At 73.9% G+C, this 21,026-nt stretch carries 20 protein-coding genes and 1 tRNA gene; 16 read left to right on the top strand and 5 right to left on the bottom strand.

Features of this window, described 5'->3' with window-relative positions; genetic code table 11:
- The first annotated feature begins 13 nt into the window (after positions 1-13).
- The 6 genes from QDR37_RS04495 to QDR37_RS04470 are packed head-to-tail and all read left to right on the top strand — an operon-like array spanning position 14 to position 6,742.
- Positions 14-289 (top strand): hypothetical protein, encoded by a 276-nt coding sequence (locus tag QDR37_RS04495; protein ID WP_279712385.1) that lies wholly within the window; start codon positions 14-16, stop codon positions 287-289.
- On the top strand, positions 217-816 hold the full coding sequence (locus QDR37_RS04490; RefSeq protein WP_347882092.1) for an Rv3654c family TadE-like protein: 600 nt from the start codon (positions 217-219) through the stop codon (positions 814-816). Before QDR37_RS04495 ends, QDR37_RS04490 begins: the two co-directional genes overlap by 73 nt.
- The gene (gene topA / locus QDR37_RS04485) at positions 743-3,436 is read left to right on the top strand and encodes a type I DNA topoisomerase (protein ID WP_347882091.1); all 2,694 of its coding nucleotides are present in this window, start codon (positions 743-745) and stop codon (positions 3,434-3,436) included. The genes QDR37_RS04490 and topA overlap by 74 nt, the downstream gene beginning before the upstream one ends.
- Positions 3,433-4,059, top strand: coding sequence for a dTMP kinase (tmk, locus tag QDR37_RS04480; RefSeq protein ID WP_279712383.1), 627 nt, complete (start codon positions 3,433-3,435; stop codon positions 4,057-4,059). The genes topA and tmk overlap by 4 nt, the downstream gene beginning before the upstream one ends.
- The gene (locus tag QDR37_RS04475; protein WP_279712382.1) at positions 4,056-5,225 is read left to right on the top strand and encodes a DNA polymerase III subunit delta'; all 1,170 of its coding nucleotides are present in this window, start codon (positions 4,056-4,058) and stop codon (positions 5,223-5,225) included. The genes tmk and QDR37_RS04475 overlap by 4 nt, the downstream gene beginning before the upstream one ends.
- Complete coding sequence (locus QDR37_RS04470; RefSeq protein ID WP_279712381.1) at positions 5,222-6,742, top strand: alpha/beta hydrolase; 1,521 nt, start codon at positions 5,222-5,224, stop codon at positions 6,740-6,742. The genes QDR37_RS04475 and QDR37_RS04470 overlap by 4 nt, the downstream gene beginning before the upstream one ends.
- Positions 6,743-6,887: 145 nt before the next feature.
- Here QDR37_RS04470 and QDR37_RS04465 read toward each other — a convergent pair.
- A tRNA-Thr gene (locus QDR37_RS04465) sits at positions 6,888-6,963 on the bottom strand.
- 77 nt (positions 6,964-7,040) lie between these two features.
- Here QDR37_RS04465 and QDR37_RS04460 point away from each other — a divergent pair.
- Genes QDR37_RS04460 through QDR37_RS04445 form a run of 4 tightly spaced genes read left to right on the top strand, consistent with a single transcriptional unit; the run spans position 7,041 to position 11,647 of the window.
- Positions 7,041-8,042: a Gfo/Idh/MocA family oxidoreductase gene (locus tag QDR37_RS04460; protein ID WP_279712380.1), complete on the top strand. Its 1,002-nt coding sequence runs from the start codon at positions 7,041-7,043 to the stop codon at positions 8,040-8,042.
- Positions 8,043-8,067: 25 nt separating this feature from the next.
- Complete coding sequence (locus QDR37_RS04455; RefSeq protein ID WP_279712379.1) at positions 8,068-9,495, top strand: D-alanyl-D-alanine carboxypeptidase; 1,428 nt, start codon at positions 8,068-8,070, stop codon at positions 9,493-9,495.
- A 39-nt stretch (positions 9,496-9,534) separates the two neighbouring features.
- On the top strand, positions 9,535-10,122 hold the full coding sequence (locus QDR37_RS04450) for an isochorismatase family protein (protein WP_279712378.1): 588 nt from the start codon (positions 9,535-9,537) through the stop codon (positions 10,120-10,122).
- Positions 10,123-10,174: 52 nt separating this feature from the next.
- Complete coding sequence (locus tag QDR37_RS04445) at positions 10,175-11,647, top strand: NAD-dependent succinate-semialdehyde dehydrogenase (protein WP_279712377.1); 1,473 nt, start codon at positions 10,175-10,177, stop codon at positions 11,645-11,647.
- A gap of 138 nt (positions 11,648-11,785) precedes the next feature.
- On the opposite strand, the gene QDR37_RS04440 is transcribed toward QDR37_RS04445, so the two are convergent.
- The 4 genes from QDR37_RS04440 to QDR37_RS04425 form a co-directional block, all read right to left on the bottom strand.
- Positions 11,786-12,067, bottom strand: coding sequence for a hypothetical protein (locus QDR37_RS04440; protein WP_279712376.1), 282 nt, complete (start codon positions 12,065-12,067; stop codon positions 11,786-11,788).
- Positions 12,068-12,433: 366 nt separating this feature from the next.
- Positions 12,434-12,700 carry a hypothetical protein gene (locus QDR37_RS04435; RefSeq protein ID WP_279712375.1) on the bottom strand — a complete coding sequence of 89 codons (267 nt, stop codon included), beginning with the start codon at positions 12,698-12,700 and terminating at the stop codon, positions 12,434-12,436.
- Positions 12,701-12,921: 221 nt separating this feature from the next.
- The gene (locus tag QDR37_RS04430; RefSeq protein WP_279712374.1) at positions 12,922-14,736 is read right to left on the bottom strand and encodes an ABC transporter ATP-binding protein; all 1,815 of its coding nucleotides are present in this window, start codon (positions 14,734-14,736) and stop codon (positions 12,922-12,924) included.
- Positions 14,737-14,744: 8 nt separating this feature from the next.
- Complete coding sequence (locus QDR37_RS04425; RefSeq protein WP_347882090.1) at positions 14,745-14,960, bottom strand: hypothetical protein; 216 nt, start codon at positions 14,958-14,960, stop codon at positions 14,745-14,747.
- 163 nt (positions 14,961-15,123) lie between these two features.
- On the opposite strand from QDR37_RS04425, the gene QDR37_RS04420 reads away from it, so the two are divergent.
- The 6 genes from QDR37_RS04420 to QDR37_RS04395 all read left to right on the top strand — a co-directional run bounded on the left by QDR37_RS04420 (position 15,124) and on the right by QDR37_RS04395 (position 21,024).
- A complete protein-coding gene (locus tag QDR37_RS04420; protein ID WP_279712373.1) occupies positions 15,124-16,311 on the top strand; it encodes a 4-hydroxybenzoate 3-monooxygenase in 1,188 nt (395 codons plus the stop codon).
- Positions 16,312-16,379: 68 nt separating this feature from the next.
- On the top strand, positions 16,380-17,099 hold the full coding sequence (gene pcaH, locus QDR37_RS04415; RefSeq protein WP_279713549.1) for a protocatechuate 3,4-dioxygenase subunit beta: 720 nt from the start codon (positions 16,380-16,382) through the stop codon (positions 17,097-17,099).
- On the top strand, positions 17,089-17,775 hold the full coding sequence (gene pcaG / locus QDR37_RS04410) for a protocatechuate 3,4-dioxygenase subunit alpha (protein ID WP_279712372.1): 687 nt from the start codon (positions 17,089-17,091) through the stop codon (positions 17,773-17,775). Before pcaH ends, pcaG begins: the two co-directional genes overlap by 11 nt.
- Positions 17,772-19,091, top strand: coding sequence for a lyase family protein (locus QDR37_RS04405; RefSeq protein WP_279712371.1), 1,320 nt, complete (start codon positions 17,772-17,774; stop codon positions 19,089-19,091). The genes pcaG and QDR37_RS04405 overlap by 4 nt, the downstream gene beginning before the upstream one ends.
- Entirely contained in the window at positions 19,088-20,248 is a 1,161-nt protein-coding gene (locus QDR37_RS04400) for an alpha/beta fold hydrolase (protein ID WP_279712370.1), read from the top strand. The genes QDR37_RS04405 and QDR37_RS04400 overlap by 4 nt, the downstream gene beginning before the upstream one ends.
- Positions 20,248-21,024: a CoA transferase subunit A gene (locus QDR37_RS04395; protein WP_279712369.1), complete on the top strand. Its 777-nt coding sequence runs from the start codon at positions 20,248-20,250 to the stop codon at positions 21,022-21,024. The genes QDR37_RS04400 and QDR37_RS04395 overlap by 1 nt, the downstream gene beginning before the upstream one ends.
- Positions 21,025-21,026: the final 2 nt, after the last annotated feature.

Below are 21,026 nucleotides of genomic sequence, written 5' to 3'. Positions count from 1 at the left end.
CGCGGAGGTCGCGGTGGCGGTGCCCGCCGTGCTGCTCGTGCTCGCCGCGTGCCTCGGCGGCCTCACGGCCGGCGCCGAGCAGCTCCGCCTGCAGGGCGCCGCCGCGCTCGCCGCGCGCAGCGTCGCCCGCGGTGACGGCGAAGCGCGTGCGGGGGTGATGGCGACCGAGGCCGGCGCCGGCGCAGTGCGCTTCGGCCGCACCGCCGACGGCGTCGTGTGCGCGACCGCCTCCGCCGAGGTCGTCGTGACGCTGGCCGCTCGCGCCTGCGCCCTCGGGGCTGCGGGGTGACCGGGCATGCCGACCGGGGAGCGGGCACGGTGCTCGCGGTCGGCGTGGTCGCGGCCCTCGCGGCCCTGCTCGTGCTGCTGCTCCCGCTGGCGGCCGTGCTCGCAGCGCGCGGTACGGCGGCGCAGGCGGCCGACGCGGCGGCGCTCGCGGGGGCCGACACCGCGCTCGGCGCCGCACCGGGCGTACCCTGTGACCGTGCCGCTGCACTCGCAGCGGCGAACGGCGCGGCTCTCGCGACCTGCGAGCAGTCCGCCCTCGTCGTGCGCGTCGACGTCGTCGTGACGGTGCTCGGCCTGCCGCTGCACGCCGTCGCCACGGCGGGGCCGCCCGGATGCGCGACCCGGTGTCGAGCGCCGGGTGCCCTACGCAGTCCGTCGGAGGCCGCTGTGTATGGTGTGCGGGATCGCGGCCGGGTCTCCCGCCGCGGACCCCGTCAGGGGAGAGGAGGACGCCGTGCCCGGCACGAAGAAGCTCGTGATCGTCGAGTCGCCCGCGAAGGCGAAGACGATCGCGAAGTACCTGGGTGACGGGTACGAGGTGCAGGCGTCCGTCGGGCACATCCGCGATCTCATCGAGCCGAAGAACCTGCCGGCCGAGCTGAAGAAGGGCTCGCTGGGCAAGTTCTCCGTCGACGTCGACAACGGGTTCGAGCCGTACTACGTGGTCTCCGACCAGAAGAAGAAGACGGTCTCCGACCTGAAGCGCGCGCTGAAGGACGCCGACGAGCTCTACCTCGCGACTGATGAGGACCGCGAGGGCGAGGCCATCGCGTGGCACCTGCTCGAGGTGCTGAAGCCGAAGGTCCCCGTGAAGCGCATGGTCTTCCACGAGATCACGAAGGACGCCATCGCCCACGCCCGTGACCACACGCGGCAGCTCGACACCGCCCTCGTCGACGCGCAGGAGACCCGCCGCATCCTCGACCGGCTCTACGGCTACGAGGTCTCGCCCGTGCTCTGGCGCAAGGTCGGGCCCGGGCTGTCCGCCGGACGCGTGCAGTCCGCCGCGACCCGGCTCGTCGTCGACCGCGAGCGCGAGCGCCTCGCGTTCGTCTCCGCCGGCTACTTCGACGTCACCGCGCACTTCGCCGCCGAGGGCGGCACCGACTTCGCCGCGCGCCTCAACCGGCTCGACGGCCGCCGCGTCGCCACCGGCCGCGACTTCGACGACCGAGGGCGGGTCAAGACCGACGCCCTCGTCCTGTCGGGCGCCGACGCGCAGGCGATCGCCGAGGCGATCGGCACCGGTCACCCCGGGGCGACCGTGCTCTCGGTCGAGTCGAAGCCCTACACGCGCCGCCCGGCCGCGCCGTTCACCACGTCGACCCTCCAGCAGGAGGCCGCGCGCAAGCTGCGGTTCAGCGCCCGGCAGACCATGTCGGTCGCGCAGGGGCTGTACGAGAACGGCTACATCACCTACATGCGCACCGACTCGCCGGCCCTGTCGGCGCAGGCGACGCAGGCCGCCCGCGCGCAGGCCCGCGCGCTGTTCGGCGCCGAGACGGTGCCCGATGCGCCCCGGGTGTACGCGGGGCGCAACAAGAACGCCCAGGAGGCGCACGAGGCCATCCGGCCGTCGGGCGAGGTCTTCCGCACGCCCGACGAGCTCCGCGGCGCGCTCAACACGAACGAGCTGCGGCTCTACGAGCTGATCTGGCGCCGCACCGTGGCGTCGCAGATGATCGACGCGCGGGGCTCCACCGCGTCCGTGGTGGTCGGCGTGCCCGCCGCGGGCCGCGCCGCCGAGTTCACGGCGAGCGGCACGGTCATCACCGTGCGCGGCTTCCTCGCGGCCTACGAGGAGGGCCGCGACGAGGAGCGCAACGCCGACCAGGGCGGCGAGGCGAAGCTGCCGCCGCTCGCGGAGGGGCAGGCGCTCGCGTCGCAGGACGCCACCGCGAACGGTCACGAGACGTCGCCGCCGCCGCGGTACACCGAGGCGAGCCTCGTGAAGACGCTCGAGGAGCTCGGCATCGGCCGTCCCTCGACCTACGCCACGATCCTCTCCACCATCGTCGACCGCGGCTACGTCACCGCCCGTGGCAACGCGCTCGTGCCGAACTGGATCGCCTTCTCGGTCGTCCGGCTCCTCGAGGACTTCTTCGGCGCGCTCGTCGCCTACGACTTCACCGCCGAGATGGAGAACGACCTCGACCGCATCGCCGACGGCGAGCAGGACCGGGTCGACTGGCTCCGAGAGTTCTACTTCGGAGACCCGCAGCACCCCGGGCTGCGCGGCGTCGTCGACAACCTCGGCGACATCGACGCGAAGTCGATCAACTCGATCCCGCTCACCGACGACATCACGCTCCGCATCGGCAAGTACGGGCCCTACCTCGAGGTCGTCGAGCCGGGCGAGCCGCAGGTCGACCCTGAGACGGGCGAGCTGCGCGAGGCCGAGCAGTCGACACGCCGCGTCAACCTCCCTCCGGACCTCGCGCCCGACGAGCTCACCGAGGCCAAGGCCCGCGAGCTCGCCGCCGCGCCGCCGCAGGAGGACCGCGTGCTCGGCGCGCACCCCGAGTCGGGGCGCACGATCATCGCCAAGGACGGCCGGTTCGGCCCCTACGTCACCGAGGTGATCCCCGATGACGAGGCCGGCAAGAAGGGCGCGCCGAAGCCGCGCACCGCCTCGCTGTTCAAGTCGATGTCGCCCGACACCGTCGACCTCGCCACCGCGGTCCAGCTGCTCGACCTGCCGCGCACGGTCGGCGACGACCCGGAGAGCGGCGAGGCGATCACGGCGCAGAACGGCCGGTACGGGCCCTACCTGAAGAAGGGCACCGACACCCGCACGCTGCCCGACGAGGACAGCATCTTCACGGTCGACCTCCCCGGCGCGCTCGAGCTGTTCGCGCAGCCGAAGTACGGCGCGAAGCGTGCCGGCAGCAGCGCGCTCAAGGAGTTCGAGGCCGACCCGGTGAGCGGCAAGCCGATCCGCATCAAGGACGGCCGCTTCGGCGCCTACGTCACCGACGGCGAGACGAACGCGACCATCCCGCGGGGCCAGGACCCGCTGCAGATCGACTTCGCCGGCGCCGTGCAGATGCTCGCCGACAAGCGCGCCAAGGGACCGGCGCCGAAGCGGGCGACCCGCACGGCGAAGCCGCGCACGACGACGGCGAAGCGCACCACGAAGCGCACGTGACCGGGCTGTTCGTCACGCTCGAGGGCGGCGACGCGGTGGGCAAGACCACTCAGGCCGAGGCCCTCGAGGCGTGGCTGACGGCGCTCGGCCGCCGCGTCGTGCGCACCCGCGAGCCCGGCGGCACAGGCCTCGGCGGTGGCATCCGCGACCTCGTGCTGCACCGGCCCGAGGCCATCACCCCTCGGGCCGAGGCGCTGCTCTACGCCGCCGACCGCGCCGAGCACATCGCGACGGTGGTGAGGCCCGCGCTCGCGCGCGGCGACGTGGTGCTGCAGGACCGCTACCTCGACTCCTCGGTCGCCTACCAGGGCGCCGGCCGCGTGCTCGACGCCGACGAGGTGCGCCGTCTGTCGCTCTGGGCCGCGGACGGGCTGCTGCCCGACGTCACCGTGCTGCTCGACCTCGACCCGGCGGTCGGTCGCGCACGCCGTGCCGACCGCGAGCGGTTCGACCGGCTCGAGGCCGAGCACGACGACTTCCACGCCCGGGTGCGCGACGCCTACCTCGCGCTCGCCGACGCCGAGCCGCACCGCATCGTCGTGGTCGACGCGGCGCTGCCGCCGGACGAGGTGCAGCAGCGCATCCGCGCGGTGCTGCAGCCGTGGGTCGGGACGACGGCATGAGCACCGAGACGCCGTTCGCCGAGCTCATCGGGCAGCAGCAGGCCATCGAGTGGGTGACGGCCGCCGCCCGCGACGCGTACCGGGGCGAGCAGTCCACCGGTGCGATGACGCACGCCTGGCTGCTCACCGGGCCGCCCGGCTCCGGCCGCTCGAACCTCGCCTACGCGTTCGCGACCGCGCTGCTGAGCCCCGGCGGCGTGCCCGATCCGGCCGTAGCCGCGCTGGTGGACGCGCGCACGCACCCCGACCTCGCCGTGCTCGCCTCCGAGCGCGTGACGATCACGATCGACGAGGTGCGCCGCCTCGTCACCTCCGCCGCCTACTCGCCGTCGGTCGCCGCGTACCGGGTGCTCGTCATCGAGGACGCCGACCGGATGACCGAGCGCACCTCCAACGTGTTGCTGAAGTCGCTCGAGGAGCCGCCCGAGCGCACCGTGTGGATCCTCTGCGCACCGAGCGAGGCGGATCTGCTGCCGACGATCCGTTCGCGGGTTCGCGTGGTCCGCCTGCGCGTGCCCGATCCCGCCGAGGTCGCCGAGCTGCTCGTCCGCCGCGACGGCGTCGACCCCGCGCTCGCGCTCCGTGCCGCGCAGGAGGCGCAGAGCCACATCGGCATGGCGCACCGGCTCGCGACCGACGCCGACGCCCGCGCGCGGCGCGACGAGACGATCCGCATCGCGTTCGGCGTGCGCAGCGTGCCGCAGGCGGTGCGCAGCGCGCAGCGGCTGCTCGACATCGCGAAGGAGGACTCCTCGGCGCTCACCGAGGAGCGCGACGAGGGCGAGCGCGCCGCGGCGCTGAAGTCGATGGGCGTGCAGCCGGGCGCGGCCGTCCCCCCGCAGCTGCGCAGCATGCTGAAGCAGCTCGAGGACGACCAGAAGCGCCGCGCGACCCGCGGGCTCCGCGACAGCGTCGACCGCATCCTGCTCGACCTGCTCGCGCTCCACCGCGACGTGCTGCTGCACCAGCTCGGCGCGGGACTCACGCCGGTCAACGGCGCGTACGGCGACGACATCGAGCGCCTCGCCACCGACACCCCGCCGACCGCGACGCTCGCGGTGCTCGACGCGATCGCCGACGCCCGCCGGCGCCTGCCGGCGAACGTGCCGCCCCTCCTCGTGCTCGAGGCGGTGCTCGTCACCGCGGCCCTGGAGCGACGCCGGTGAGGCGGGTGCTCGCGCCGCTCGCGGCGCTGCTCGTGCTGCTCGTCCTCGCCGGGTGCGGCCTGCTGCCGACGCCCGACACCACCTCGACCCCGGTGGCGGCCACCACCGCCCCCGCCTCGGCGCGACCGTTCTACGGGCAGCGGCTCGTCTGGAAGGGCTGCGCCGACGGGTTCCGCTGCAGCACCGCGACCGCGCCCCTCGACTGGTCGTCTCCCGGCGGTGGCCGCATCCACCTCGCGCTCACGATGCGGCCGGCCTCGGGGCACCGCATCGGCACCCTGTTCATGAACCCCGGGGGACCGGGCGTCTCCGCGGTCGCGTTCCTGCAGACCAGCGCGAAGCAGATCTTCGACAAGACGCTGCTCGACGCCTACGACATCGTCGCGTGGGACCCGCGGGGCGTGGGCAGATCGAGCGCGGTCGACTGCTACGACACGAAGCGGCTCGACTCCGTGCTGTTCCTCGACCCGGACCTGCCCGAGGGCAGCTCGGCGCTCCGCAGCCGCATCGAGCACGCCGACACCGCGTTCGGGCAGGCGTGCGCGGCCCGCACGGGTGCGCTGCTCGCGCACGTCGACACGGTCAGCACCGTCCGGGACCTCGACATGCTCCGCGCCGCCGTCGGGTCGCCGAAGCTCGACTACTTCGGCTTCTCCTACGGCACGTCGATCGGCGCCGAGTACGCCGACCGGTTCCCGACCCACGTCGGGCGCATGGTGCTGGACGGCGCCGTCGATCCGTCGATCAGCTCGTTCGAGGAGAGCCTCGCGAACACCCGCGCGTTCGGCGCCGCGCTGCAGACCTATCTCGCCGACTGCGTCACACGCAGCTCCTGCCCGTTCCACGGGCTCACCGTCGCGCAGGCGACCTCGACGATCGCGCAGATGCTCGTCGCGCTGCGCCGGTCGCCGATCCGCGCGTCGGACGGGCGCGAGGTGAACAGCGCCTACCTGCGCACGGCGATCGACGCGGCGCTCTACGACCAGGGCTCCTGGCAGTACCTGACGAAGGCGTTCGCGCAGATCCTGCACGGCGAGACCCAGCTGACGCTGGCACTCGCCGACTCCTACGTCGACCGAAGCGACTCCGGCTACACCGACAACCTCTTCGAGGCAATCTACGCGGTCGACTGCCTCGACAAGCCCGTCGAGACCGACCCGGCGGTGCTGAAGGCCGAGGGCCGGCAGCTCGACGCGGCCGACCCGCTCCGCGCGGCGGACAACACGAACGATCTCGGCGACCCGGTCTGCGGCAACTGGCCGGTGAAGGCGATCGGTGCCCCGCACCGGGTGCACGCGGTCGGCTCGCCGCCGATCCTCGTGCTCGGCACGACGGGCGACCCCGCCACCCCCATCGCGTGGGCGCGGAGCCTCGCGGGCCAGCTGCCGAAGGGCGTGCTGCTCACCCTGAAGGGGCAGGGCCACACCGCGTACCGCAACCACGTCGCCTGCATCGACGACCCCGTCGACCGCTACCTCACCTCGGGCGCGGTGCCGTCGGCGGCCACCTGCGGCTGAGGCTCGGACCGCGCGCAGGTACTTCGCCCTCGTGAAGGTGCGGATAGCGCGTGTCGCACCTCCACCCGGGCGGATGACCTCCGCGCGGTACTCCCGCACAACGAGAAGAAGGCACCGACCCTGACGGGACGATGCCTTCTTCTCGTGGAGCCGCCCAAGGGAATCGAACCCTTGACCTATTCATTACGAGTGAATCGCTCTGCCGACTGAGCTAGGGCGGCGGACCGCGTCGAGTGTAATCGATCGCGCAGCGCACCTCACGCGGCGCACCGGGAGCGCCGCGGGCTAGCGTTCGCGCATGACCGATCGGGACGGCCTCGGCTGGGGCATCCTCGCAACCGGGCACATCGCCGGAGACTTCACGCGGGACCTCCACGACGCGGGCCTCCGCGTCGCCGCCGTCGGCAGCCGCACGACGGAACGGGCGCGGTCCTTCGCCGCTGAGCACGACGTGCCGAACGCGCACGGCACGTGGGAGGCCCTCGTCTCGGACCCCTCGGTCGACGTCGTCTACGTGGCGACCCCGCATCCGGCGCACGCCGAGGCGGCCCTGCTCGCGCTCGAGCACGGCAAGCACGTGCTCGTCGAGAAGCCGTTCACGCTGAACGCCCGCGAGGCGGAGGCGGTGGTCCACCTCGCCCGCGCCCGCGGGCTCGTCGCCCTCGAGGCCATGTGGACGCGCTGGCTGCCGCACATGCTCGAGATCCACGAGGTGCTGCGCTCCGGCGAGATCGGCGACCCGCAGCTGCTGCTCGCCGACCACACGCAGTCGCTGCCGAAGGATCCCGGTCACCGCATCAACGACCCGGCGCTCGGTGGCGGTGCGCTGCTCGACCTCGGGGTCTACCCGATCTCGTTCGCCGTCGACCTCTTCGGGCTGCCCGCCGACGTGCAGGTGGCCGCGACGTTCACCACCACGGGCGTCGACCAGCGGGTGTCCGGCACGTTCGTGCACGACGACGGGCGGCACACGGTGTTCAGCACGGCGTCCGACCTCAAGGGTCCGAACCGCGCCGCGATCGTCGCCACCGGCGGCTCCATCGACATCGACCCCGTCTGGTACACGCCGACCGGCTACACGGTGCGGGACGAGCGCGGCGAGGTCGTGCGCACCGGACGGCCGGCGACGTCCGGGCGAGGCATGCAGTACCAGGCGCTCGAGCTCGAGCGATTGGTGCGTGAGGGACGGACGGAGAGCGAGCGGCTGCCCGCCGCGCAGGTCGTGGGCATCATGGCGCTGCTCGACGAGATCCGGCGGCGCATCGGCCTCGTCTATCCCGGCGAGGCCACGCAGGGCTAGATCAGTCCGTCCTTACACTGGCGCGATGGTCCGGCGTCGGACGCTCGCGGTGGCGAGCGGGGTCACCGCTGCCCTGCTGGCGGGCAGCTGGTCGGCGGCGTACGCGCTCTCCGCGCATCCCGCGCCCGCAGCGCGCGCGACGGCGGCATCGGCCGTGCAACCCGCCGGGCAGGTGGCGCGGACCCCGGTCACCGATCCCACGCCGACCCGGACGCCGACTACGACACCGGCGCCCCGCGTCCGTCAGGCGCTCGCCCGGAACTGCTCGATCTCGGCCGCCGCCCGTGATCCGCGGCTCGCGTCGTTCCAGGGTCGCGTGGTCGACGACGCGAGCGGCGAGGTGCTCTTCGACCGCCGCGGCGCCGTGGCCTCGCGCACGGCGAGCGTGCTGAAGCTGCTCACCACCGCGGCCGCCCTCGAGGTGCTCGGGCCCGACCACCGCTTCACGACGACGGTGGTGAAGGGGTCCAAGCCCGGCCAGATCGTCCTCGTCGGCGGCGGCGACGTGACCCTGTCACGCACGCCCGTCGGCACGACCACGGCCTACGCCGGCGCCCCGCACCTCGCGACCCTCGTCGCGCAGGTGAAGAAGGCCTGGGCGGCGGACCCCGCGAACCGCGGGCAGCGCATCACGCAGATCGTGCTCGACAGCTCCTACTTCGGCGGTCCGTCGTGGCAGCCGACCTGGCACGACCAGGACCGCATCGACGGCTACATGCCGCGGATCACCGCGCTGATGGTCGACGGCGACCGCGACGTGCCGAGCGCGCCCGTCTCGTACCGCGGCCTCGACCCCGTCGGGCGCGCCGGTGCAGCCTTCGCCGCGTACTTCGGTCCCGGGGTGACGACGGTGCGCGGCACGGCGCCCGCGCACGCGGCACGGCTCGGGCTCGTGCGCTCGCAGCCGGTGTCGACGCTCGTCCAGCAGACCCTGATCGTGTCGGACAACACGATCGCCGAGGCGCTCGCCCGCGAGACGGCGATCGTCTCCGGCGCCGGCGACCGCTTCACCGACGAGCAGCAGGGCACGGTCACCGGCCTGCAGGGGTACGGCATCGACACGTCCGCGCTGCGCATCGTCGACGGCTCCGGTCTCAGCGACGACAACGCGGTGCCGCCCACCTATCTGACGCGCCTGCTCCACCTCGTCCGGCTGCGCGTCGGATCGCTCGGCGCGATCTACGACGGGCTGCCCGTGTCCGGTCGGACCGGCTCGCTCAGCTACTCGGACCGGTTCCAGGGCGCCGCCGCGCGGGCCGACGGCGCGGTCCACGCGAAGACCGGGTGGATCGACACCGGGTACACGCTCGCCGGCGTGATCCACGCGAAGGACGGCACCCCGCTCGTCTTCGCCTTCTACGCGCTCGGTCACGTCACCGAGTCGACGAAGGCGGCGCTCGACGAGCTGACCGCCGACGCCTGGGCGTGCGGGTCGCACCTGTCGAACCGGTAGGGCCTCGGCACGCGGGAGGGCCTGCCTAGGATCGGGCGCATGGCCCGGGCGCTCCTCGTCATCGACGTGCAGAACGACTTCACCGAGGGCGGCGCGCTCGGCGTCGACGGGGGCGCGGCCGTCGCGGCGGGCATCACCGAGCACCTCCGCGCCCATCGCGGCGACTACGACGTCGTCATCGCGTCGCGCGACTGGCACGACGGCGACAACGACAACGGCGGCCACTTCGCCACCGGGGCCGCCCCCGACTTCGTCGGCACCTGGCCGCGGCACTGCGTGAGCGGCACCCCCGGTGCCGACTACCACCCGGCCCTGGATGCGGATGCGATCGACGTGCACGTGAAGAAGGGGCAGGGGCGTCCCGCCTACTCGCTCTTCGAGGGCACCACCGACGACGGGCGGACCGTCGCCGAGGTGCTCCGCGAGCGCGGTGTCACGGACGTCGACGTCGTCGGCATCGCCACGGACTACTGCGTGCGTGCCTCCGCCCTCGACGCGGTCGGAGACGGCGAGCGCGTCCGGGTGCTCACCGACCTCGTCGCGGGAGTCGCGCCGGCCTCGAGCGCGGCGGCCCTCGAGGAGCTCCGGAGCGCCGGCGTCGTGACGGAGGACAGCGCCTCCGGCTGAGGCCCCAGGGATCCCCTCCTAGGCTCGGAGGTCGAGGACGAGGAGGCGCACGATGGCGGCTGAGGACGAGTCGAGGGTGCTGGGCGACGTGCCCACGGGGCTGCTCATCGGCGGCAGCTGGCAGGACGCGACCGGCGGCGAGCGCTTCGACGTGACCGACCCGTCGACCGGGAAGGTCCTCGTGTCGGTGGCCGACGGGCGTCCCGAGGACGGCATCCGCGCCCTCGACGCCGCTGCCGCCGCGCAGGAGTCGTGGGGGAGGACCTCGCCCCGGAGCCGCAGCGACGTGCTGCGGCGCACGTGGGAGCTCGTGCAGGAGCGCAAGGACGACATCGCGCTGCTCATGACGCTCGAGATGGGCAAGCCGCTGGCCGAGTCGCACGGCGAGGTGACGTACGGCGGCGAGTTCCTCCGCTGGTTCTCGGAGGAAGCCGTGCGCATCACGGGCCGCTACGGCGTGAACCCCGAGGGCACCGGCCGCACCATCGTGTCGCAGCACCCCGTCGGGCCCTGCTACCTGATCACGCCGTGGAACTTCCCGCTCGCCATGGCGACGCGGAAGATCGCGCCCGCGCTCGCCGCGGGCTGCACCGTCATCGTGAAGCCGGCCGAGCTGACGCCGCTCACGACGCTCTACGTGGCGAAGCTGTTCGAGGAGGCGGGCGTGCCCGCCGGTGTCCTGAACGTCGTCCCGACGACGAAGGCCGGTGCGCTCACCGAGCCGGTGCTCGCCGACTCGCGCCTGCGCAAGCTGAGCTTCACCGGCTCGACCCCGGTCGGTGTGAAGCTGCTGCAGCAGGCGGCGGGCAACGTGCTCCGCACGTCGATGGAGCTCGGTGGCAACGCGCCGTTCATCGTCTTCGAGGACGCGGATCTCGACGCGGCGGTCGAGGGCGCGATGCTCGCGAAGTTCCGCAACATCGGTCAGGCCTGCACCGCCTCGAACCGCTTCGTCGTGCACGAGTCGGTCGCCGACGAGTTCGCCGCGAAGCTCACCGAGCGGGTGCAGGCGCTGCCGATCGGCCGTGGCACCGACGAGGGCGTGCGCATCGGCCCGCTCATCAACGAGGCGGCGATCGAGAAGGCCGAGCGCCTCGTGAAGGACGCCGTCGAGCGGGGCGCCACCGAGCGGATCGGCGGCGGGCGCGTCGACCGTCCGGGCACCTTCTTCTCGCCCACGGTGCTCGATCACGTGAAGCCCGGCAGCGACATCCTGAAGACCGAGATCTTCGGGCCCGTGGTGGCCGTCAGCCGCTTCTCCTCGGAGGAGGAGGCGGTGCGCATCGCGAACGACACCGAGTTCGGCCTCGTCTCCTACGTCTTCACCCGCGACCTCGCGCGAGGGCAGCGCATGATCGAGCTGCTCGAGACCGGGATGATGGGCCTGAACGTGGGCGTCATCTCGAACGCCTCGGCGCCGTTCGGCGGGGTGAAGCAGTCGGGTGTCGGCCGCGAGGGCGGCTTCGAGGGCATCCACGAGTACCTCTCGACGAAGTACACGATGACCCCGTCCCCCTTCGCCTGACCCCCTCCCACCCACCCCCGTCGCGGATCCGGATTTCTTGCGCGGATCCGGATTTCTGGTGCGACACCCCGCTTCCCCGGGGTGAGGAGCGGCGTGTCGGCGAGTTTCTCCGGATCCGCGAAGAAGGGGCAGCGGGGATCAGCGGCGAGGTGGGCCCCCGAGCCAGACCCGCCGCACTGCGCCGACCACGAACGGCAGGTCGTCCACGACGAGCCGCTGGCTGAACCGCAGCGGATGCGACAGGAACCAGGCGAGCGTCGCGTCCCGCTCGCGGTCGTGCTCGAACCCCTCGGGTGTGGCGTGGGTCGAGGCGCCGTCGACCTCGACCGGCAGCCAGCCGTCGACGAGAAGGTCGGCGCGGTAGCGCTGCGTGAGCCAGACCTGCGGCTCGACGGGGATGCGAGCATCCTGCAGGCCCACGCGCAGCAGGGATTCGCCCGGCGCCTCCGACCTGGCGTCCGCACGGTCGACCGCCCCTCGATGGTGCTCGGGCAGCAGAGACCGCAGCCTCGACAGCTCGGACGCGGCGAGGAGCGGACTGCGCTGCGCAGGGCTCAGCGCGGAGTCGATCGCCGCGACCAACCACGGCTCGGGGACGCATGACGCCATCTGCAGCAGCACGTCCAGCGGATGCGCGCGATAGCCCTGGGCGGGTTCCGATCGGCGCTCCCAGTGCCACCGCACCCCGCGGTCCTGCCCCGCGACCGCCCGTCGCGACGCGTCGTCGGCGCGGCGGAGCCGAGTGGCGTCGGGTGCCAGGCTGACGTGCAGCAGGCGAGTTGACCGCTAGGGTGTCACGATCCCGTGCTCCGCTGCCCCGGACACGCAGCCGAGCACGCCGCCGACTCGGATCGCCCGGACCGCGCCGCTCGGAAGCGTCGGCAGGCAGTACCAGCCGATGCGCGGCCGCTGCACGATGCCGAGATGCAGCGCACGGGCGACGTCGTTGCGGCTGAGACCCGCTTCGAGGAATCGCTGGAGGTGCGCGACCCCGTCGTGCGCAGCGAGCACCTCGTGGGCGACGAGCTGGAGATGCGCTGCGGCGAGGGACACGGCGGGAAGGGTGGCCCATCCGAAGTCGCTCCGGCGCGCGCTCCCAGGACGGGAGCTCGAACCACGGGCGCTTCAGGGCCTGGGGAGGACCGGATGCACCGATCGCGGATCCGGAAGAACTCCGCGACACGCCGCGCCGCCGGGCTCGGGAGCGGCGTGTCGGACCAGAAATCCGGATCTGCGCAAGAAATCCGGATCCGCGAACGGGGGAGGGGGGAGGGTCAGACGAGGAGCTGGCTGGCCGCCAGCTCGCGGTAGAGCGGTGAGGTGTCCACCAGCTCGTCGTGGGTGCCGCGCGCGAGCACGCGGCCCGCGTCGACCACCACGATCTGGTCGGCGTCGACGACCGTGGAGAGGCGGTGCGCGATCACGACCACGGTGCGGCCGACGGAGGCCGTCTTTAGCGACTCGCGGAGCAGCTGCTCGTTGCGGCCGTCGAGGTTCGAGGTCGACTCGTCGAGCAGCAGGATCGGCGCGTCGGCGAGCAGCGCCCGCGCGATCGCGAGCCGCTGCCGCTCGCCGCCGGACAGCAGCACGCCCTCCTCGCCGACCGGGGCGTCGAGGCCGTGCGGGTGTCGCAGCACCGCCTCGCGGAGGTTCACCGCGTCGAGGGCCCGCAGGCAGTCCTGCTCGGTCGCGAGGGGCGCGGCGAGCATCAGGTTGTCGCGGATCGTGCCGGCGAGCGCCGGGGCGTCCTGCTCGACGTAGCCGAACTGCGCCCGCAGCACCTCGCGGGGGAGCCGCCGCACGTCGACGCCGCCGACCCGCACCGTGCCGGCGGAGACGTCGTAGAAGCGCTCGAGCAGGGCGAGCATCGTGCTCTTGCCGGCGCCGGACGGTCCGACGAGCGCCGTGCGGGTGCCGCGCGGCACCGCGAACGTGACGTCGTGCAGCACGTCGGTCGGGCCGTCCTCACCCGCGTACGCGAACGCCACGGCGTCGAACTCGAGCGCGGGCGCCGCGGGTGCGGCGTCGGCGTTCGCGGGACCGACGAGGTCGGCGTCCTCCGGGTCCTTCGCCGACTCGGCGGGCAGGTCGAGCACCTCGGTGATGCGGCCGAGCGCCCCCAGCGCGGAGGCGACCGAGCTCGCGGCGCCGAACGCCTGGCCGAGCGGCATCACGAGCAGGAAGAGGAAGAAGAGGAACGCCGAGAGGTTCGCGATCGTGGTCGTGCCGGCGGCGACCTGGTAGCCGCCGACGCCGATCACGACGAGGAAGGCGAGGTTCAGCGTGAGGCTCGCGACCGGCACGACGGGTGCCGAAGCGCCCGCGACGCCGATGCCCGCGGCCCACGCCTCCTTCGCCACCGCGATCACGCCGTCGGTCTCGCGCTCGGTCGCCCCGGACGCGCGGATCGTGCGCACGGCGCCGATCGAGCGCTCGACCTCGGCGGTGAGGCGGCCGACCGCGTCCTGCTGCGCGCGGCTCGCGCTGCGGATGCGCCGCGCGAGACCGCCGACCACGAGGATCGCGAACAGGATGATGAGCACCGTGAGCCCGAGCAGCACGGGGTCGACGACGAGCATCCCGATCAACGCGCCGACGAAGGTGACGGCGCCGCCCGCGGCGTCGACGAGCCCCTGCGTGAGCACCGCGTAGAGCAGCGTCGTGTCGGTGCCGATGCGCGAGACGAGGTCGCCGGTGCGGCGCCGGTCGAACTCGGCGACGGGCAGCCGCAGCAGGTGCCGGATGAGCCGCTGCCGGGCGGTGAGCACCACCGAGGTGCCCGTGCGCTGCAGCAGGTAGTGCTGCACGCCGTTCGTGACCGCGGCGAACGCGACGACGACCGCCATCAGCACGATGACGTCGCCGAGCGCCTGCCCGTGCTGCACCCGCTGCACGACCTGCTGCAGCAGCAGCGGCTGCGCGAGCGACGCGAGCGCGCCGAGCACGCTGATGCCGACGACCACGAGGAGCACGGTGCGGTGCTCGGCGAGGTAGGGGAGCAGGTCGCGCAGCCCGGCTCGGGGACCGGTGTCGGTGCCTCGGCGGAAGCGGAACGAGCGAGCGCGTGCGGGCGGGTCGGAGGAGCTCATCGGTGCCGTCATCGTCGCCCGTAGCGCTTATGAACCGCCTGACGGGTGACGCCGAGCAGCGTCGCGATGAACGCCCACGACGCCCCGCCGACGCGGGCGCGGCGCACGGCCACGGCCTCGGCGCGATCGAGCTCGCGGCGCTGCGCGGCGATGCGGCGCAGGGTCTCCATGGGATCCCCGGACTCGGCTGCGGCCACGGTCACGGCGTCCTCCTCCTTCGACACGGTCGTCAACTCTAGTTGACGGACGGACGGTAGTCGCGCACCGATGACCATGTCAACTCGGGTTGACATGGTGATCCTGCCTCTTCCGCTCAGCGGAAGGAGCGGTGCGTGCGGCAGGATCGGCTGCGAGCGTGGGGGCTCGGCGTCGGCGAAGGAGGCGGCAGTGGCGGAACGCACGACGGTCGCGGTGATCGGCGCGGGACCGGCCGGCCTGCTGATCGGCGCCGTGCTCGCCGCGCACGCGGTGCCGTTCGTGATCGTCGAGCACCGCTCCCGCGAGCACGTGCTCTCGCGCATCCGGGCCGGCGTGCTCGAGCAGGCGTCCGTCGACGTGCTCGAGCGATACGGCCTCGCGGAGCGCCTGCACGCCGAGGGACTCGTCCACGGCGGCATCCACCTCCAGGTCGAGGGCGAGCGCACGCACGTCGACTTCCGCGCGCTCGTCGGGCGCACCGTCACCGTCTACGGTCAGCAGCAGGTCGTGCTCGACCTCATGCGCCACCACGACGCGCTCGGCAGCGCGGTGCACTACTCGGCGGAGGACGTGCGGCCCGAAGGGATCGACGGCGACGCCCCGGTGGTCCGGTTCCGTGTCGACGGCGTCGACCACGAGCTGCGCGCCGACTTCGTGGTCGGCGCCGACGGCTACCACGGCGTCTGCCGCACCCTCGTGCCCGACGGGGTCCTCGCGCCCGCCGAGCGCGGCTACGACGCCGCCTGGCTCGGCATCCTCGCTGACGTCGCGCCGAGCACCGACGAGCTGATCTACGCCCTCCACCCCGAGGGCTTCGCCATGCACTCGATGCGCAGCCCCACCGTGTCGCGGCTCTACCTGCAGGTCGACCCGGGTGAGGACCTCGCGCAGTGGGAGGACGACCGGATCTGGGCGGCGCTGCAGGAACGGCTCGGCTCGCCGGGCTGGACCCTCACCCCCGGGCCGATCACCGAGAAGTCGATCACCCCGATGCGCTCCTCGGTGGCGGCGACGCTCGTGTACGGGCGGCTGTTCCTCGCCGGCGACGCCGGCCACATCGTGCCGCCCACCGGCGCGAAGGGCCTGAACGCGGCGATCGCCGACGTCGCCCTGCTCGGCGAGGCGCTCGCGGCGCAGGCCCGCGGGGATGACGGGCCGCTCGCCGCGTACAGCACCACGGCGCTCGCGCGGCAGTGGAAGATCCAGTCCTTCTCGCAGTACATGACCGAGCTGCTCCACGTGCCCGGTCCCGACGTCGCGCGCGATGAGCGCGCGTTCGACTACGCGAGCCGCGTCGGCCGGCTCCGGTACGTCACCGGCTCGCGCTACGCGCAGCAGTCCCTCGCAGAGCAGTACACCGGGTTGGCCATCGCATGACGGATCCCCAGCAGCGCCCCGTGGCGATCCCACCGGGCGAGGAGCCCCAGGCGGCCCTCAGCACGGAGATCGCCGCGGTGCACGAGGGCGCGGCCGGTCGCACCGCCCGGCACGCGCTCCGCGACTTCCCGCCCTACCGCTCCAGCGTGCTCCGGCACCCGACGCACGAGCTCGTGACGGTGGACCCGGAGGAGATCGAGCTCGTCTCGCCCGCCTTCGGGCACGTCGACGTCGACCCGTACGAGAGCGACCTCACCATCCAGCACGCCGGGGAGCCGCTCGGCAGCCGCATCGTCGTCGAGGGCCGCGTCGTCGACGGCGAGGGACGGCCGGTCGCCGGGCAGCTGCTCGAGGTCTGGCAGGCGAACGCGTCGGGCCGCTACGCGCACAAGCGCGACCAGCACCCCGCCCCGCTCGACCCGAACTTCACCGGCGTCGGCCGCACGCTCACCGGCCCCGACGGCTCGTACCGCTTCGTCACGGTGAAGCCCGGACCCTACCCGTGGCGCAACCACCGCAACGCCTGGCGGCCGGCGCACATCCACTTCTCGCTGTTCGGCACCGCCTTCGTACAGCGCCTCGTCACGCAGATGTACTTCCCGGGCGACCCGCTGTTCGCGCTCGACCCGATCTACCAGTCGATCCCCGGTCAGGCCGCACGGGACCGGCTGGTCGCGCGCTACGACCACGACCTCACCGTGCCGGAGTGGGCGCTCGGGTACCGGTGGGACATCGTGCTCACCGGCGCGACCGCCACGTGGCGGGAGGACGAGCACGGTGAGCACTGAGGACACGGGGCACGGCGGCCGCCCCGGCTTCGACACCCCGGCGGGTGCGGTCGCGGGGCAGGAGCATCGCACCGCGGCGGAGGCGCTCGCCGACGAGCAGCCGCTCGAGGGGCTCCCGAACCTCGCGCAGACCCCGTCGCAGACCGTCGGCCCGTTCTTCGGCTACGCGCTGCCCTTCGCAGGCGGTGCCGAGCTGGTGCCGGCGGGACGCCCCGACGCGGTCGTGCTGCACGGGATCGTGCTCGACGGCGCGGGCGATCCCGTGCCCGACGCCCTCCTCGAGCTGTGGCAGCCGGACGCCGCCGGCGTCCTGCCGCACGTCGCCGGCAGCCGGCGCCGCTCCCTCGGCCGGTTCACCGGCTTCGGTCGCACGGGCACCGAGGCCGACGGCGAGTACGCCTTCACGACGCTGCTGCCGGGAGCCGTCGGCGACGGCCCGCGCTGGGCGCTCGTCACCGTCTTCGCCCGCGGGCTCTCGCACCACCTCTTCACCCGCGCCTACTTCGTCGCCGACGGCGAGCCGGATCCGTCGGACGCGCTGCTCGACCGCGTCGGAGCGCGGTCCAGGACGCTGCTCGCGCGGCAGGACGGCCCCGGCAGCTACCGTTTCGACGTGCGGCTGCAGGGCGACGGCGAGACCGTCTTCCTCGACTACCGGGAGGCTCCGGCCCGATGATCGACGTCGGACTGCTCGATCCCGCCACCGGGGACGCCGCCGAGCTCGTCGGCGACGCGGCCTACGCAGCGGCGATGATCGAGGTCGAGGTCGCGCTCCTCGGCGCGCTCGCCGACGTCGGCGCCGCGCCGGCGGTGGAGATCGACCCCGCGGCGCTAGCGGGGACCGTGGACGTCGCGGCCGTCGCGCGGGAGTGCCGCGGCGGCGGCAACCCTGTGATCCCGCTCCTCGGCGCGCTGCGACCGCTCCTGCCGGGCGACGTGCGCGACGTCCTGCACCTGGGCGCCACGAGCCAGGACGTGCTCGACTCCGCGACCATGCTCGTCGCGGCCCGCGTGCGGGAGCGGGTGGCCGCCGATCTCGCGGAGGTGCGCGCGGGGCTCGCGGCGCTCGCCGACGCGCACCGCGGCACCGCGGTCGCCGGCCGCACCCTCGGCCAGCAGGCGGCGCCGACCGTCTTCGGGCTCCGCATCGCGGTGCTGCTCGACGGGATCGACCGCGCCGGCGCCGCGCTGGCCGCGCTCGAGCTGCCGGCGCAGCTCGGCGGCTCCGTCGGCTCCGTCGCGGTGCTCGCCGACGTGCTCGGCCAGGAGCGCGCGGCGCAGGTGCGGAGGCGCTTCGCCGAGCGGCTCGGCCTCACGGAGCGTGCCGGGGTCTGGCACGTCGAGCGCGGTCCGGTCGCCTCGCTCGCGGCGGCGCTCGCGATCCTGCTCGGGGCGCTCGGACGCCTCGGGCTCGAGGTGGCGCAGGGCGCGCGCAGCGAGCTCGGCGAGCTCGACCTCGCGCTCGACGCGGGGGAGGGCGGCTCCTCCGCGATGCCGCAGAAGCGCAACCCCGTCGCAGCCGTGCTGCTCGTCGCCGCCGGCCGGCGCGCCCCCGGCCTCGCTGCGACCGTGCTCGGCGCGCAGCTCGCCCTCGACGACCGTCCCGCCGGGGACTGGCATGCGGAGTGGCAGCCGCTGCGCGAGCTGCTGCGCCTCGCTGTCGAATCCGCCGCGCTCGCCCGCGGCCTCGTCCCGGCGCTCGCCGTCGCCGCCGACCGGATGGCGGCGAACCTCGACGCGACGGACGGCGCGATCCACGCCGAGCGCGCGCAGTGGGCGCTCGTGCCGGCCGTCGGCCGCGCCCGCGCGGCGGCGCTCGTCCGCGACGCGCTCGCGACCGGTGAGGCCTTCGTGCCCGCGCTGCTCCGTCTCGTCGAGGGGGATCCCGAGGCCGCGCCCGCCGTGGAACGGCTCCGCGCCGTCACCGCCTCGGGCGGCCCGGTCGGCCTCTCCGACGCCCTCATCGACGCGTCGATCGGCGGGACGCGATGAAGCCGGTGCTCCGGGCCGTCGTCGACCCCACGACCGCCGACGCCCCGGGCGTGCCGCTGCTCGTGCTCGGTCCCGGCCTCGGCACGACCTCGGACACCTGGGCGGCTGTCGCCGCCCGCCTGATGGGCGCCTTCCGGGTCCTCCGGATCGACCTGCCCGGCCACGGCTCGAGCCATGCCGCTACGGCGCCGTTCACCGTCGCCGACCTCGCCGGCGCGGTCCTCGACCTCGTCGACTCGCTCGGCGGCGGCCGCTTCACCTACGCCGGTGTCTCGCTCGGCGGCGCGATCGGCCTCGAGCTCGCCTGCGGCGCGGGCGCCGACCGGCTCGACGGTCTCGTCGTGCTCTGCTCGAACGCCCGGATCGGCGAGCCCGACGGCTGGACCGCCCGGGCTGCTCAGGTGCGGACGCAGGGCACCGCCTCCATGGTCGCGGGCAGCGCCGAGCGCTGGTTCGCGCCGGGCTTCCTCGCCCGCGAGCCCGACGCCGGGGGTCGCGCGCTGAACCAGCTGCTCGACGTCGACGACGAGTCCTACGCCCGCTGCTGCGAGGCGCTCGCCGCCTTCGACCGCAGCCCGGACGTCGGCGGCATCGCGGTGCCCACCGTCGTCGCGCCGGGCGACTCCGACCCCGTGGTGACGGTCGAGGCCGCCCGGGCGCTCGCCGCCGCGATCCCGGGTGCGGAGCTCGTCGTGCTGCCGGACACCGGGCACCAGGCGCAGCTCGAGCGCCCGGCCGAGGTCGCCGACCTGATCCGCGGCACGCTCGCCCCGGCGACCGACGACCGCTACGCGGCCGGCCTCCGGGTGCGCCGCGCGGTGCTCGGCGAGGCCTACGTCGCCGCCTCGCTGCAGCGGATCACGCCGGAGACGGCCGACTTCCAGCGGTTCATCACCGAGACGGCATGGGGCTTCGTCTGGACCCGGCCGGGCCTCGACCGCCGGATGCGCAGCGCCGTCACGATCAGCAGCCTCGTCACCGCGCACCACTGGGCCGAGCTCGAGCTGCACCTCGCGGCCGGGCTGCGCAACGGGCTCAGCAGGGACGAGCTGGCGGAGATCCTGCTGCAGACCGCGATCTACGCCGGGGTGCCGGCGGCGAACACCGCGTTCGGCGTGCTGCGGCGCGTGCTGGGCGAGAAGGAGGAGGAGCGCTGATGGACAAACGGGTGGCGAGCCCGGCGGAGGCCGTGGCGGACATCCCGAGCGGGTCGTCGATCGCGGTCGGCGGCTTCGGGCTCGTGGGCGTGCCCATCGAGCTCATCCGCGCGCTGCTGGAGCGCGACACCGCCGACCTCGAGGTGGTGTCGAACAACTGCGGCGTCGACGGCTGGGGCCTCGGCCTGCTGCTCGAGCAGGGTCGCATCCGCCGGGTCATCGGCTCGTACGTGGGCGAGAACCGCGAGTTCGCGCGCCAGTACCTCGGCGGCGAGCTCGAGGTCGAGCTCACCCCGCAGGGCACGCTGGCCGAGCGGCTCCGCGCCGGCGGTGTCGGCATCCCCGCGTTCTACACGGCGAGCGGCGTCGGCACGCTCGTCGCCGAGGGCGGGCTGCCGTGGCGGTACGGGAAGGACGGCGAGGTCGTCGTCGCCTCCCCGCCCAAGCCGACCGCCGTCTTCGACGTGCTCGGCGCCGAGAAGGAGTACGTGCTCGAGCAGGCGATCCGCACCGACTACGCCCTCGTGCGCGCCGCGAAGGCCGACCGGCACGGCAACCTCGTGTTCGAGAAGTCCGCGCGCAACTTCAACCCGCTCGTCGCCATGGCGGGGCGCCTCACGATCGCCGAGGTCGACGAGGTGGTCGAGCCCGGCGCCATCGATCCCGACGCCGTGCACCTGCCCGGGATCTACGTCGACCGGGTCGTGCAGCTCACGCCCGAGCAGGCGTCCGACCTGCCCATCGAGAAGCGCACCGTGCGCGAGCGGAAGGAGTAGGC

This window comes from Amnibacterium sp. CER49, from assembly GCF_029846255.1.
GTDB lineage: Bacteria > Actinomycetota > Actinomycetes > Actinomycetales > Microbacteriaceae > Amnibacterium.
The sequence above is the reverse complement of the archived record's forward strand: the minus strand, read 5'-3'. Positions and strand labels throughout refer to the sequence as shown.

Bases quoted from the DNA above. Each gene is read 5' to 3' on its own strand.
- QDR37_RS04475 (WP_279712382.1), top strand. From the start codon at position 4,056: ATGAGCACCGAGACGCCGTTCGCCGAGCTCATCGGGCAGCAGCAGGCC.
- QDR37_RS04460 (WP_279712380.1), top strand. From the start codon at position 7,041: ATGACCGATCGGGACGGCCTCGGCTGGGGCATCCTCGCAACCGGGCAC.
- QDR37_RS04455 (WP_279712379.1), top strand. From the start codon at position 8,068: ATGGTCCGGCGTCGGACGCTCGCGGTGGCGAGCGGGGTCACCGCTGCC.
- QDR37_RS04450 (WP_279712378.1), top strand. From the start codon at position 9,535: ATGGCCCGGGCGCTCCTCGTCATCGACGTGCAGAACGACTTCACCGAG.
- QDR37_RS04445 (WP_279712377.1), top strand. From the start codon at position 10,175: ATGGCGGCTGAGGACGAGTCGAGGGTGCTGGGCGACGTGCCCACGGGG.
- QDR37_RS04430 (WP_279712374.1), bottom strand. From the start codon at position 14,736: ATGAGCTCCTCCGACCCGCCCGCACGCGCTCGCTCGTTCCGCTTCCGC.
- QDR37_RS04405 (WP_279712371.1), top strand. From the start codon at position 17,772: ATGATCGACGTCGGACTGCTCGATCCCGCCACCGGGGACGCCGCCGAG.
- QDR37_RS04400 (WP_279712370.1), top strand. From the start codon at position 19,088: ATGAAGCCGGTGCTCCGGGCCGTCGTCGACCCCACGACCGCCGACGCC.
- QDR37_RS04395 (WP_279712369.1), top strand. From the start codon at position 20,248: ATGGACAAACGGGTGGCGAGCCCGGCGGAGGCCGTGGCGGACATCCCG.